Consider the following 14488-nt stretch of genomic DNA (forward strand, 5'->3'; position numbering starts at 1 on the left):
ACTCCAGTCAGGATAAAATCGGTATCGCCCCGTCATCGGCCCCGTTATTGTTCTTCATTTCAGGAATAATCGCGTCGCCTGTACGGCCGGCGACGTCCGGTTTTATGGGTCGCGGAGGTAATGGAGGAACGGTAGTCGTTATAATCGTCGTCAATCGGCTTTTTTCCGTCGGCCATACCGTGCAAATGCCCTGCCCTTCCCTTTTTTATCTGCTTCTTAACGTACAATCCGGTAAAAACAAGTCCGATGATAATAAGTACGATAAGCCCCGGGGACATTCCCCTTTTCTTTTCCGAAACAGGAGATTGTTCTTCTTCACGCGCCTCCCCGGCAAGACGGCTTACTTCTTCAAGTTTTTCGAAAAAATCATCTTTTTTAGTCGTAAACGAAACAGCCGGGTCGAGTTTTTGCGCCTCCCGGAAAGCATCCCTTGAAATGCGGTATTGTTTCGTCTTCCGGGCCGCAAGACCGAGGTTGTATTGATATTTGGCGCTTTTAGGCTGTATTGAAACGGCTTTTTGGAACAGGGTGAAGGCCAGCCCGTAATCTCCGGCTTTGTAGGCCGCCTCGCCGTCGGCAAAAGAAATGTATGCATCGTCTTCGGGCCGTGCGCTGTCGGACAATCTGTACATTTCATCCACTTTGCTTCTGAATCCTTCCCTGTCGTTCGTAAAGGAAATCGAGGGGTCAAGCCGTTCCGCCTCCAGGAATGCCTTGAGTGCGACTTCATATTTATTTGTCTTTCGCGCGGCAAGTCCGAAGTTATAGTGATATTTTGCTTCTTCCGGTTTCAAGCCGCAGGCTTTTTCAAAAAGCATGTATGCCTGCTCGTATTCCTTTTTCTCGTACGCTTGTTTGCCCTGCCGGAAATATTCGTCCGCCGTGTCCCCGCAGAGAAATGCCTGAAAACAGATAAAAACAACCGGTAAAAACAATACTTTTTTCATGTACCTCATAGAATAAGAACTTCCCAGAAATAAATCAAGTTTTTTTTTCAGTATTCGGGCCCGATACGCGCGTGCTCCCGAAGATGGACGCAGGCTATATTCAACGGAGACGATGATCCGCGGTTTTTTTCTCATACCCGCCGGGAAAGGCCGATCGATGTGCATCGCGTCCTCTCCGATATGCATTCTGCATAGATTATGCAATGTGCATAGCACACCCCCCTCTTTCGATCCCGCTCTATTCGATCGAAATCCGCGGCCTCCTCGTATTTTCTTATCACCGAATAAGTTATATCCACCGCAAGATGTCCTGTATCGGACTGAAAAACGAGGAGTTGGCACATAAATTGCATTAATACATATGTATTCATTGCAACGGAGAAGGAAGTATGTTCGGATTTATCAAGGCATATATAAAATCCATGAGACTCTACTATTCTTTTGTGACAGGGATCGCCGGTTGGATTGGTGTTGCCTATTACGAGTTTATCGCCCATTTCCCGCCGGAGAGAACCATCGAAGTCGCACCGACACCCGCGAAAAAGATCGTTATCCTCATCCTGCTTTTTTTAAGCTGGGGGATCAACCAGATAATTAATGATTTTCTGGGTCTCAGGGAAGACCGGATCAATGCCCCGGACCGGCCGATGGTGACCGGTGAACTGAATCCGAAGTGGGCCCTGATCGTTTCGGGAATACTGCTTCTGTTTTCGGGGTTGATTACCTGGTTCTATCTTGAACCGTACGCCGTGGTTTTTCTCGTTCTGGGGGTACTCCTCAATGTCATCTATGAATACGCAAAAGGATACGGGATTTTAGGCAACATCGTGTTCGGCCTGATGATTACCATGGCGACCCTTTACGGGGCGTTCGCCGCAGGACCGACGGCATCGACCTTTTTGTACGCCCACAGGCTTTCCGCCCTTATTCTTGTTTTCTGCCTGAATGCGGTCATGACGTTCTATACCTATTTCAAGGATTATCGGGGCGACAAAGCGGCGGGAAAAAACACGGTGATAGTTGCCTGGGGACTCGGAAAATCGAGAATTATGGCGCTGGTTTCAGCATTTATTCCCGTGGCGGCATTCGGAATCCTGCGTTGGACCGATTTTCTTTCCATTCCCATGAACAACGTCTTCATGACCCTGGGGTTTTTCACCGTCATCCTTCTCCTGAAAACGGGATTCCTCTATTTCCGGTATCCTTCCGGGGAAAGAACCTATGATTCACTCAAGACAAATTTCAGGGCATGCGTGTGCGGTCAGGCAACGATTATCGCCCTTTTCAATCAGCACCTGGCGATCGTGCTGTTCATCGTTTCCTTTTTCTCCGTCGGGCTGCTTTTTACACTTCACCGGAACAGGAAGGCGTAATGAAAGTATTCGAACCATGCCGCATCGGTAATATCACATTGAAAAACAGGATCGTCCGGTCCGCCACGATCATGAAATTGTGTGACGAGAAAGGTGTCCCGGGTGATGAATACCACCGCTTCCATCACGAATTGTCGCGCCGTGAAGTCGGAATGATCATAACGGGATTTACCTTTGTCAGCAGACAGGGAAGGTCGATGCATCCGGGCCAGGCCGGGCTTGATACGGAGAAAAAGATTCCGGCATTCAAAAAAACGATATCACTGGTGCACAGGGAGGGATGTCCGATCGTCATGCAGCTTGCGCATACGGGAAGACAGACGGTCAGGAAAATGACCGGGGCAAACGTTTTAGGTGTATCGAAAAGAAAATCGGTTTATTTTAACGAAAAGCCGAAGGTACTCTCGACCAATGACGTCAGGCATGTGATCGGGGAGTTCGCGCGATCGGCCCTTTACGCGAAAAAGGCGGGATTTGACGGAATACAGCTTCATGCCGCCCACGGCTACCTTATCCATCAGTTTTTGCTGGCCAACATTAATGACAGAACGGACCCGTACGGCATCGATCGGGAGACGGGTTTGGGCACGCGGTTTCTGGGCGAGGTCATCGACAATATACGCGATCTTTGCGGCGGAGATTTTCCCGTCCTGATAAAGATAAGCGGGGCCGTTGATGATAGTGGCGAATTCGGCAGGGAACAGTTTATCCGTCTCATTCGTTTTCTGGGAAGAAAGCAGGTCGCGGCGATTGAAATAAGTTACGGAACGATGGATCGCGCCTTCAATATTTTCCGGGGAGAGAGTATCCCGACGGACACAATCTGCACATTCAATCCGCGCTACACGATAAAAAGCGGCGTCGGAAGGTACTTGTGGGGGAAATTGGCCGTTCCCGTTCTTTCGATCAAGTTTAAACCCTTTTCTCCCATGTACAATCTGCCGTACGCCGTTGTCGCGAAGCAATATACCGATATCCCCATCATCACGGTCGGGGGGTTCAGAAAGGGTGAAGAAATATCATATGCGATCGAAGAGCAGGGAATCGACTTCGTGAGTCTTTCGAGGCCTTTTCTGTGCGAGACCGATTTCGCCCAAAAGGTGAAAAACGACCGTCAATATGTTTCACGGTGCATCAATTGCAATACCTGCGCCGTGATGGTGGATTCCCCGTATCCGACAAAATGCTATGCGGGCATAGCGAAAGAGAGGAGTGTATGAATATCGAGGAGAAGGTTTTGGATATAGTCAATGAGAACAATGAAAAAAATGTGGAAATAACAATAGATACCGATCTCAAGGAAGAAGCGGGATTCGATTCGTTCGGGTATCTCATGATTCTGAACGCGCTCGAGGACGAATATTCGATTCACATCGACGAAACGCAATTCAAAAACCTCAGGACGGTGTCACATATCGCCGGGGCATTGCGTGCCCATTATCCAGCGCTTGAAAGGGAAAACTGAGATGGCGAACCTCCTTGCGGATCGTAAAGTCGATAAGCGCCTTGCCGGGAAGCTCGGTTTCAATCCCTATTATCCGGTTATCGAATCCGGACTGACCGATCCTTTGATCATCGGGGGGGAGGAGTTCGTCAACCTTGCCGCCAACAATTACCTCGGCCTCACCTGCGATCCGCGGGTCGTCGAATCGATCAAACGGGCCGCCGACCGCTATGGCTCTTCACTCTGCGGTACACCGATTGCAACCGGTTATGCGGAGGTGTTCAGGCGTTGTGAAAAACGGCTTGCCGGATTTCTCGGGCTCGACAATGCGGTACTGTTTCCCTCCTGTTACCAGGCAAACGGTGAACTTTTCAGGGTACTCGCCTCGCGGGAAGATTGTGTTCTCATCGATCACTACGCCCACGCCTCGCTTGCCGTCGGCGCTGGAAGCGCGGGTTGCAAGGTAAAACCCTTTATGCACAACAATATGCGGCATCTCGAAAAACTGCTCGAACGAAGATCCGGTTTCGGGAAGGTGTTTGTCGTTACCGAAAGTGTTTTTTCGACCAGGGGAACGATCGCCCCCTTCCGCGATATCGTTGAGTTGTGCGGCCGGTATGAAGCTATACCCGTCATCGATGATTCCCACGGTATCGGAACGATCGGTGAAACCGGAAGGGGGATTCTGGAGTATGCGGGTATAACGAATTTCGAAGGCATTTATACGGCGTCTTTGGGCAAGGCGCTGGCACATATGGGGGGAGTTGTGGCCGGAACGGAAGAAGTCATCGATTTTATTCGATACAGAACCGGGGGTTTGATCTATTCGACCGCGCTTCCTCCTCTTATTACCGCAGGCATACTCGAGGTGCTGGATATCATCGAGACGGAATATAGTGCGATTGCGGGGCGTGTCCGGCAATACAAGGAAATGCTCGAGAGCGCATTGCTGGAATCCGGATTCACCGTCGGAAACGGGGGGGCACCGATCATATCGGTCAGGTGCGGGAGCGACGAAGCCACTATCCTTCTGGCAAAAAAACTCTATCACGGGCATATCCTGACCACCCCGTTTATTACCCCTTCGGTTCCTCCGGGAGACGGCACGGTGCGGATGATCGCGGGCGCCAATCTTTCATACGAATCGATTCAGAAGGCGTCCGGTGTTTTAAGACATCTGGACCCGAACCATGACGGGGGAGCACGTGGATAACAGGAGAGAAAGGAGTGACACTCGAATGAGATATTTCATTATTTTTAATCCCGGTTCCCGTAACGGCCGTGCCAGAGGCCAGCTGCACAGGATTAAGCACTTTTTTTCATCACATAACCTGCCGTACCACCTCGCCGTCACCCTGAATCTCGATCATGCCCTCCGGCTCTCCACCAGTGCCAACAGGTTCGGATATGATGTTATCATCGCATCGGGGGGGGACGGGACCATCAACAGTGTCCTGAACGGATTTTACGACAATAACGGGAAACGCCTTTCACGGGCAAAAATGGGCATCATTTATACCGGCACGAGTCCCGATTTTTGTAAAAGCTATCATATACCATACCGGCGGATCGATGACGCCCTGCAGGTGATTCTGCAAGGAAAAACGACACACATCCAGATAGGAAAGATCAAGCTCGCGACATCGTTTGTCGGCGGGAAGACCCGGGTTGAAAAGGACGATCCCGATTTCACGACACGATATTTCGGCTGCTGCGTGAATGTGGGATTGGGCGCGGAACTGGCCCGGTATGCGAACTCGGGGATACGGAAAATATGCGGCGATACCATCGGGACGTTTCTGTCATTGCTTAAAACCCTCTCGTCATACAATCCGTCGGCTTATACGATTCACCGGGACGGCAAACCGGTTGAAATCAGCAACCTTTACAACCTTTCGATCGGAAAGACCTATCATATCGCGTCGGGGATCAAGGTTCATTCGTGCCTTGAAGAAGGCGACGGGCGTTTTTACAATCTTTTAGTCCGGGACGTCAATCCGCGAAACTTTCCTTTGTGCATGAAATCGATCTACAGCGGCAGGCCGATTGAAAACTCGAACGCGGTTTCGTTGGAATATACAAAAGAAATCGAGATCGAATCCCCGGGCAGGGCGTGCGAGGTGGAGTTCGACGGGGATCCGCGTGGATATCTTCCCTGTCACATCGAAATGGCCGAAGATATGCTCGATCTCATTACGGAGGAAAATTATGGAAGATGAGAAGGCCACGATAAAACTGATTGAAAAGGTTATTCCCCGTTCTCCTCTTCTCGCCAATCGTCTGTTTGAATCCGACGCAGAAATTTTTTCCATCGACGGGACACCCCTTCTTTTTACCATGGACGAGTTTTCACATGAAGACCATTTCCGGGAATCCGATCCCGTCACCCTCGGGACAAACCTGGCCGTCGGAAGCATCAGCGATATTCTCGCGTGCGGGGGAAGCCCCCTTTTTTATGCGCACACAATCGGTATACCCCCGCATTGGGACACAAGCTTTGTCCGTCAGTTCTCTGCGGGGGTCAACCGCGTCCTGAAGACATCGGGCGCAGGATTTATCGGCGGGGACCTGGGAAGATCGGAAACCTGGCATTATACCGCCGCGGTTATCGGGAAAGCGGAAGGGAAACCGTTGCAGCGAAAAGGCGCGCAGCCAGGAGACGCGATATATATGACGGGGACCGTTGGCGGGGGAAACCTGGAAGCGGCACTCTGTCTCTACGGTGGGCAATGCGGGACAAGCCATATGGCGAGAACACTCGTCCAGATTATACCGAACCAATTCGTTCTGCGGATCACAGAATCGCGTCTTATCCGGGAACACGCGAGTTCCTGTATCGATACCTCGGACGGGGTCTGTAACGCGTTGAACGAAATCGCCTGGATCAACAATACGGGGTATTGTCTGGATTGTCTCCCCTATAACGAGAAGGGAAAACTTCTGGCCTGCGTTCTTTCGCTGCCCGTCGAACTCCTTTTTCTGGGTGAGTGCGGGGAATACGAACTCCTTTTCACGATACCTGAGGGGGAAGAAGCGGCTTTTTTGGCCAGGGCAAAACTCCAGAAACTTTCATTTTCCAGGATCGGCAGGATCGTCGAAGCCCCTGAAAAAATTATGATAACCGGACACGGAAGGGGCGGACACCGGTTCGATCTTTCGGGATTCGGTATTCGCGCGAGAGACTACGAATCGGGGATCGAATACCTCGAAGCTCTCGTAAAATGGCTCGAGGGATGGCGGATTTCCGGCCGTAATTAATGGGGGAGATATGAAACGGGTTGTCGTAACGGGAATCGGCGCTGTCACTTCACTGGGAACCGGCAGGGAAGCCTTGTTTTCAAGCCTTCTCGCCGGAAAACGAAGTGGAGAACCTGTTCCCGAAGAATTCGAGAAGTCCTACCGGTTATCGTCGAGGTTCTATGTGAGCTTTCCGGAATCGGACCTCACTGCGTACGGGATTACCTCTCCGTATCTCCGCATCATGCAGGAAGAAGACCGATGCGCCGTTTTAGCTTCAAAACTGGCGATCGAGGACGCGGGGTTTTCTCTGAGGCAAAAAAACAAATACTTTACCTGCGACGGCCTCATTCAATGCGGTATTGTCCTGGGGACCGGATTCAGCGGTCTCGATACCGCATTCATCTCCTATTGCGCCCACCGCTGCGGGGAAAAAGGAGTATCCGGGAACGGGAAAAACCCCGTTTATAACAGGATGGTCATTCCCCGTCTTATGCCGAACTCGATAGCGGCCTGGGTTTCCATTTTTTTCGGGATCACAGGCGGTTCATCGACGCTTAACGCGTCCTGCGCTTCCGGAACCGTCGCCGTCGGCAGGGCTTTCAGGTTGATTCGGGACGGGTATTACCCCAGCGTGCTTGCCGGGGGCGTCGAATGCCTGAAAGAATCCTCGGGAGCCCTGATGAGGGGATTCGATATGCTCGGGGCGCTGACGACATCCGAAGACGGAAACCCCCGGCCTTTTTCCCGAAAACGAAGCGGGTTTCTTTTTTCCGAAGGGGGCGGATGTGTGCTTGTCCTTGAAGAGCTGGATCATGCGCGCGGACGGGGGGCGGATGTCTATGCTGAGATTATCGATTACCGGGAAAACAGCGACGCCTGGAATATCGTCCAGATCGAACCCTCGGCGTCCCGGATTATCGGGTTGTTATCGGCATTGAAAGGAAAGAGGAAGATCGATTATATCAACACGCATGGAACGGGAACGGAAACTAATGACGCAACGGAAGCACTCGCCATACGAAAGGTATTCGATGAAAAAGAGCGGCCTTTGACCAATTCAACCAAAGCCCTCCTCGGCCATACGATCGGCGCGAGCGGGGCGATCGAAGCGGCGGTGACCGCCCTATCGATCAAAAACGGAACAGTCCACGGGTCTCCCGTCGACGATCCCCTGGACATCGCGATCGCGCAGGAAACCGTTCATCTTCCCATCACCCATGCGATTTCAACCTCATACGGATTCGGTGGACATAACGCCGGGCTTCTCTTCCGGAGGTGTGACGACCATGGATAAGGTCATGATAACCGGCGCAACTGGTTTTATCGGAAGCCATATCGTGCGCGAGTTTCTCCGGCATGATGTCCCGGTGGGCTGTCTTGTACGGAAACAAAGCGATACGACAAATATCGACGGGCTTGATCTCGAAATCCGTTACGGCGATATCCGCGACCTTTCCTCTTTGGAAAAGGCATTTACCGGGTACGGGGCGGTCATTCACGCGGCGGCATTCGTCCGTGATTGGGGTGAATACGCCCTTTTCCGGGACATCAATATCGGGGGGACATTGAATGTTCTTGCGGCCTGTCTCGCGAACAATATCCGGAAGGTGATCATGACGGGAAGCTGCGCCTCCTACGGCGAAGAAAACTCTCAAACGGTTAAAACCGAATCGGATCCCTTCAACCCCCATTACCCGTATTTTCTCGACGGGCTTTTCCCCTCCGGCATGAACCACTACCGGGACACCAAAGCGCTGGCCACCCGCGAGGCGGCCGCGTTTGCGCGGAAAGGCGGCATGAATCTTACCATTCTCGAGCCGGTGTGGGTGTTCGGTGAACGGGAATATTCGACCGGTTTCTTCGAATATTTGACTTCGATACGTGAAGGACTTTTCGCCGTTCCGGGATCGAGAATAAACAGATTTCACGTGATCTATGCCCCTGATTGCGCCCGGGCGTACTGGTGCGCGTATAACAACCAGCCACCCGGCGTCCACCGTATCCTTGTCGGGAACCGAAAGGCGGAGAAGATGAACCGTATTTTCTCGACCTTTGTCAAATATGCCGGATTCAAATCCCCGCTTCTGCTGCCGAAATGGGCCGCCTATCCGGTCGCCCTGGCGATCGAACTCTTTCATATCGTTTTCAAAAGAGAGAATCCGCCTTTTCTCTCGCGTGCCCGGGTGAACATGTTTTACGACAATATCGAATATTCGGTGAAAAAGGCCGAGGATCTACTCGGTTTCAGGGCGGAAATCCCGCTCGAAAAGGCGATCGCAAAAACGGTTTCCTGGTATAAACGGAACGACTTTCTTTAACGGAGTGATATATATGGAAAACATCAGAAACCGGATCGGCATAGGAAAATTCCTGTTTACCGCCCGACTCAAGATACACGTGTTTTTTCATTATCTGAAAACAACGGCGCGCGGGGAAATCCCGCCGAAAGCATTGATCCTCCTGCTGCGCCGCCTTCTTTTTTTCCTTTCGAAACTAAGGCATAACAAGGCGGTCGCGATCGGGAAGAATACCCGGCTCGACCTCTATGTGCCGGGCTTTCCGTCACGCGCTTTTTATACCGCCTGCGACAAGTTCGGAACCTTTGGGGCCAAATTACCGAATACGACGGTACTCGTTTCCCTGACATCGGCGTGCAGGTACGCCTGCGTTCACTGTTACCAGCGGAACGACAGGGGAAAGGACCTGCCCGTCGAAAAACTCCTTCCCGTCGTGAGGCGGCTTCAGGATATGGGGGTCGCGTTTTTCAATATCGAGGGGGGTGAACCCTTTCTGGTCTATGACAAGCTTCGCGCGGTGTGCGGCGCGATCGACGAACGTTCGGAAATCTGGATCAATTCCACCGGGGACGGGATGACATTCGGGCGGTGCTCTGAATTGAAACAAAACGGGGTGACCGCCGTCATGTTCTCCCTCCATTCCGCCGTTCCCGAAGTGCTCGAACGGTTCATGGGGTTTCCCGGTTCATGGCGGATACTGATGAAGGGCATCGACGCCTGTCATAAGGCCGGTCTCGCCGTCGCGTTCAACATCTGTCTCAAGGCGGAAGCCTTTTATGACGGGCGATTCGAGGCGGTCATTGAAAAAACGAAAGAGCTGGGGGCCGCGATCGTCCAGCTGATAAAACCGAAACCGGCAGGGGCGTGGTTGTCCGGAGGGGCGGGCGATTTCACGTCGGAGGATCTTTCGCGGGTAAAAACGCTCGTGAAGGAATACAACAATAAACGAAGGTATGCCGGTTATCCCGCGATCTCCGCGCAGGTCATGGAAGAAGATCCGGGGATGTTCGGATGTACCGCGGGGGGAACGGACCGCTTCTACATCAATGCCAAAGGGGACGTCCAGCCCTGCGAGTTTTTGAACATATCGTTCGGCAATATCGGGACGGAAGATTTCGATGCGATCTACCACAGAATGAGGGCGGTCTTCCGCACACCCGGCGAGTGCTGGCTGTGTGAGAAGTATGCGGGGGAAATCTCGCGATTGATGAAACAAAACAACCTGCGTTCGCTGCCCCTCGATGCCGGCCTTTCAAAAGAACTCTATGCAGCCTGGGACAGGGGAAACCCCACCGGGCTTTACCGGGTGATTGAAGAGGAACTGCGGTAGGAGAGGGGGACATGAAACGGACGGAGGATGCCGTCACGGCTCCCCGTCATGTCGCGAATTTGTTTACTTCATGATTGAGACTGTCGGTGGCGGAGCCGAGTTTCATGGAGAGTTCCCGGACTTCTTCCATGGCGCCAAGGACGTTGCCGGTTCCCTTCATGATATCGTCCATTCCCGATACGACTTCGATCGATATTCTTTCAAGCGTATCGATATTTGTTTTGATTCCATCGGTACTCTCCCTGATTCTGGAACTCGAATCCTTTACGTTATGCGATATGTCATTGAGGACATTCATCGCTTTCATCACCTCCTGTCCTCCGGAAGACATCTCCGCCGTCGTCAATGAAATCTCATCGAATGCCTGCGTGACATCCTTGACTTCGTTTTCAATTTCGGAAAATGCGGTATTGGTTTTGACGCTGGCATCCCCCGCCTGCAATATTTTTTCGACCATGGTTTCAAGTAATTTACCGATTTCGTTAGCCTGGGTTCGCGACGTTTCCGCAAGTTTTCTTATTTCATCGGCGACAACGGAAAAGCCTTTGCCGGATTCACCGGCATGCGCGGCTTCTATTGCCGCGTTCATCGAAAGGAGATTGGTCTGTGAGGCGATGTTATCGATAAGATCGACCATCTCGGAAATGCTGTCGATATTTTTGTTTATTTCCGATATGACATATGTCATTTCGGACAATTGTTCGCCGCCCTGCATGACGGTTTCCGAAAGCCTCATTGTGGAGTTTTTTTTCAACGTGGTAATGTTTGCCACGTTATTGAGCGATGAAACCATCTGATTAATGGAAGCCGAAGATTGATTCACGGCATTAGCCTGGTTTTGAATCAGCATATTCAGGGAATTTATATTTTCAGTGATATCATTGATCCCGGCGGTGGTATCGCTGATTTTATTGTTCAATTCATCGATCTGGTTTTTTATCGATTTGATGTTGGCGTTGATTTCCGTGATGGCGGCCGTTGTTTCCTCCGCCGAAGAACCCAGATGCTGTTTGATCCCGAGAGCCTTTCTCGATGAAGACTTGATGCTGACGACGATCGACCGCAGTTTATTGACGAAAAGGTTGAAAACATCGGAAAGACGTCCCACTTCGTCTTTTGACGTGATATCGATGGTCTGTGTCAAATCGCCTTCTCCCTGCGTGATCTCACTCATTCTGTAATGAACCCTTGAAAGCGGTTTGTTTATAAATAATCTCATGATACCGTAGGAGCTTACTGATATCAATAAAAATAAAACGATAAGCTGTACGAGCATGCTTATAATGGGATTGAATAATTTCCCGCGCATGGCGTTGTCGGAAACATAAAGATTGACGACTCCGAGTGTACTGCCTTCCTTTACGATATCGGATGATAATTTTATATAGGCGTTCTTTTTTATCGTTTCAAACGTTTCCCCGCCGCGGTAATCGATTATATCGCCGTTTGGGTTTTTCATTTTGCCGCTTACCGAACTTTCCTGTATCAGCGTGACCGCCGATACATTCTCGTCCAGCATTTCGATATCGATCAATGCATTTATGGTTTCCGTTTTATAATCCCATAAGGGAAGGGCAAGTCCGGCAGCCAGTCTGTCGCATATTTTCTGACTCAAGGTTTCGAGTTCTTTTTCCGATTCGGCGAGTGTCGATAAATACATGAATACACCGAATCCGCACATGAGGATTATCAAGACGACAAGTTGTGTAATGATAAATTTATGGTACAGTTTCATTGAAAATATCCCTCGCTTATAAAAAAAGTATAGTTAAAGCATTTTATTAATGCAAGATATTATCTTCGTTGAGACCCTGAAAATTCAGGTTTATTTTTAGGGTATTCAATAAAAAAAATTTGACACCGCATTATTAGCCGATTACACTATTACTATCTATTTTCTTTTGGGAGGTACGATATGGCGAAAACAGGTTTTATAATGATGATGGTATTGATTTGCCTGTGTTTTTGCGGCGGTTGTGAAAGAACCAAAAACATTGCGTCCGATAACACGACGGGTGGTGATGCGTCGGCGAATGAAACGAAAAAAGCCGGAATGAAAACGGGGGATCTGCTTGCCTCGATGGCGGAGCTTCCGGGTCTCGCAGAGACCCCGGACAAGGGCGCCTTCGTCGACCTGGTCAAGGCGATGGATGGGGTGTATCCCGATGGGGACATCATTATCGAGATATTTCCGTTTGCACGTTCGGTCGATAATGTGATTAATGGAAAGGCGGATTTTCATGTGCCGACATTGCGAAACCCTGAAATCTCGGAAGAAAACCTCCCTTACCGGACCGTCACGGAAAGTATGGGAACGGTAGTCTTTGTATTGTACTCCCATATCGATAATGTTCTCACCAAAGCGGCAATCGACAAAGCGACGAAGGCGGGAGGAGAATTCCCTTATAAAATCGAGGTTCCCGGAGGACTCGGTGGTAATTTCCTTTTTACGACAATTCCTTCCAATGACCTGTCCAGTTCCATGCAGAAGGTGGCCAATAAAAGAATCGATGCCGTTCTGTGGGCGCAGGAAGAATCGGATCTTACATTACGGGAGTTAAAGATCAAAACGATCCGCAGAAACCATTATGCCGATTTTGACGACGCAATCATCATTCCCAAAGGGCCTGAAGGCGATAAAACGAACAGGATACTTTCCGGTGCCTTGAAGACATTAAAAACCTCCGGGAGACAAAAGGCCTTATACTCTAAAATTCATCTTCCGTATGACGACTGGCAGCCGGCAGATATGAAATGGTAGTGTGAGTGAATGAAGTAACAAAAATGATGCCCCGTCCGGGGGTCCTTGACAGGGCCGCGCGATGGTTGTACTATCGGTGTACGGGAAAAAGAGTGAAGGATACACTCGACGAAAAAACGGTAAAGGCGGCTATATTAATGAAGAAAACGATTGTCGGCATCATCTCGTTCGCGCTCGTCATCGCTTTGTCCTGCTGCGATACGGGGAGCGGCGGGAACGGCGACGAACCGGATTACTATATATTCGATTCTTTTGAAAACCTAAGCGGGGGCGACATCCTCGTTGCCGAATCGAATGAGGTGTGGAAGGATATTCACGAAATCTGGGGCGGGCAGTCAGCTGCGGTCGAATCATCGGAAGCACATACGGCACACGGAAGTAAAAGTATAAGTATCGGCATCGATCTTACGATTGTGGATGGTGGGAATAATTCCCATAATATAGGGCATGATGCGGTCATGGATACCGGGATCATTCCTTCATTCCAGTCAAAACTTAACCAGGTACGGAGTGTGGTGATCGACTATTTCTGGTCGCCGGATGAAGCTTCGACGGTTTCGGATCCTAATCAGTTAACCGTATATCTTGATATACGGGGAGAATCGATCGGCCTTGGACGTATTGGATTGTGGGCTGGAACAGCATCGATTACGGATGCCGATACAAAGTTAATGATGGAAGTGCCCCTTGATGAAGGAGATGACCCGGCAGCTATGGACAATGCGATCAATCTATGGGTATTCCAGATATTTTTTAACGGTGACGGATCTGTTGAGGACGGACATACTCTGATCGGCGACCTCTACATCGACAACATCCGGTTCAGGGACGCAGACGGGAAGTATATCGAACCCTGATACGGCCGGCCTTCCGCATGACGATTCGTTTTCAATACGGAAAGCGGCGCGCGACAGACCGTACGGATGTCCGTACAATCGTCATTACCCTTGTCGGGACGATGTCAGGAGGAAAAAGCCTGCTCAGGGGTGATCGGGGCGGTGGGCTGACGGCCTCCGGTCGAGCTGACCGCTGCCGCTTTTATATAACGTCCAGGTTGTCCCTTTCGTCCAGCGTTCCCGAAAACAGCGGAAATACC

General features: G+C 50.6%; 13 protein-coding genes. 11 read left to right on the forward strand and 2 right to left on the reverse strand.

Going from position 1 to position 14488, the window contains the following annotated elements; all coding sequences use genetic code 11:
- Positions 1-59: 59 nt before the first annotated feature.
- Entirely contained in the window at positions 60-947 is an 888-nt protein-coding gene (locus JW881_17570) for a tetratricopeptide repeat protein (protein ID MBN1699333.1), read from the reverse strand.
- A 389-nt stretch (positions 948-1336) separates the two neighbouring features.
- On the opposite strand from JW881_17570, the gene JW881_17575 reads away from it, so the two are divergent.
- From JW881_17575 to JW881_17615, 9 genes are read left to right on the forward strand one after another with little or no spacing between them, the layout of a single operon-like run.
- Positions 1337-2320 (forward strand): UbiA family prenyltransferase, encoded by a 984-nt coding sequence (locus JW881_17575; GenBank protein MBN1699334.1) that lies wholly within the window; start codon positions 1337-1339, stop codon positions 2318-2320.
- The gene (locus tag JW881_17580) at positions 2320-3540 is read left to right on the forward strand and encodes an NADH:flavin oxidoreductase (protein MBN1699335.1); all 1221 of its coding nucleotides are present in this window, start codon (positions 2320-2322) and stop codon (positions 3538-3540) included. The genes JW881_17575 and JW881_17580 overlap by 1 nt, the downstream gene beginning before the upstream one ends.
- Positions 3537-3785: an acyl carrier protein gene (locus tag JW881_17585; GenBank protein ID MBN1699336.1), complete on the forward strand. Its 249-nt coding sequence runs from the start codon at positions 3537-3539 to the stop codon at positions 3783-3785. Before JW881_17580 ends, JW881_17585 begins: the two co-directional genes overlap by 4 nt.
- Position 3786: 1 nt before the next feature.
- The gene (locus tag JW881_17590) at positions 3787-4977 is read left to right on the forward strand and encodes a pyridoxal phosphate-dependent aminotransferase family protein (protein MBN1699337.1); all 1191 of its coding nucleotides are present in this window, start codon (positions 3787-3789) and stop codon (positions 4975-4977) included.
- A gap of 25 nt (positions 4978-5002) precedes the next feature.
- Positions 5003-5983, forward strand: coding sequence for a hypothetical protein (locus JW881_17595; GenBank protein ID MBN1699338.1), 981 nt, complete (start codon positions 5003-5005; stop codon positions 5981-5983).
- Entirely contained in the window at positions 5973-7022 is a 1050-nt protein-coding gene (locus tag JW881_17600) for a thiamine-monophosphate kinase (GenBank protein MBN1699339.1), read from the forward strand. Before JW881_17595 ends, JW881_17600 begins: the two co-directional genes overlap by 11 nt.
- Before the next feature lie 10 nt (positions 7023-7032).
- Positions 7033-8298 (forward strand): beta-ketoacyl-[acyl-carrier-protein] synthase family protein, encoded by a 1266-nt coding sequence (locus JW881_17605; GenBank protein MBN1699340.1) that lies wholly within the window; start codon positions 7033-7035, stop codon positions 8296-8298.
- Positions 8291-9322 (forward strand): NAD-dependent epimerase/dehydratase family protein, encoded by a 1032-nt coding sequence (locus tag JW881_17610; GenBank protein MBN1699341.1) that lies wholly within the window; start codon positions 8291-8293, stop codon positions 9320-9322. Before JW881_17605 ends, JW881_17610 begins: the two co-directional genes overlap by 8 nt.
- A gap of 13 nt (positions 9323-9335) precedes the next feature.
- Positions 9336-10631: a radical SAM protein gene (locus JW881_17615; protein MBN1699342.1), complete on the forward strand. Its 1296-nt coding sequence runs from the start codon at positions 9336-9338 to the stop codon at positions 10629-10631.
- 46 nt (positions 10632-10677) lie between these two features.
- Here JW881_17615 and JW881_17620 read toward each other — a convergent pair whose 3' ends face one another.
- Entirely contained in the window at positions 10678-12366 is a 1689-nt protein-coding gene (locus JW881_17620) for a methyl-accepting chemotaxis protein (protein ID MBN1699343.1), read from the reverse strand.
- A gap of 180 nt (positions 12367-12546) precedes the next feature.
- On the opposite strand from JW881_17620, the gene JW881_17625 reads away from it, so the two are divergent.
- Together JW881_17625 and JW881_17630 are read left to right on the forward strand one after the other, a co-directional pair.
- The gene (locus JW881_17625) at positions 12547-13392 is read left to right on the forward strand and encodes an ABC transporter substrate-binding protein (protein MBN1699344.1); all 846 of its coding nucleotides are present in this window, start codon (positions 12547-12549) and stop codon (positions 13390-13392) included.
- Positions 13393-13397: 5 nt separating this feature from the next.
- On the forward strand, positions 13398-14249 hold the full coding sequence (locus JW881_17630; protein ID MBN1699345.1) for a hypothetical protein: 852 nt from the start codon (positions 13398-13400) through the stop codon (positions 14247-14249).
- Positions 14250-14488: the final 239 nt, after the last annotated feature.

It is taken from the genome of Spirochaetales bacterium (assembly GCA_016930085.1).
In the GTDB taxonomy this organism is placed as follows: domain Bacteria; phylum Spirochaetota; class Spirochaetia; order SZUA-6; family JAFGRV01; genus JAFGHO01.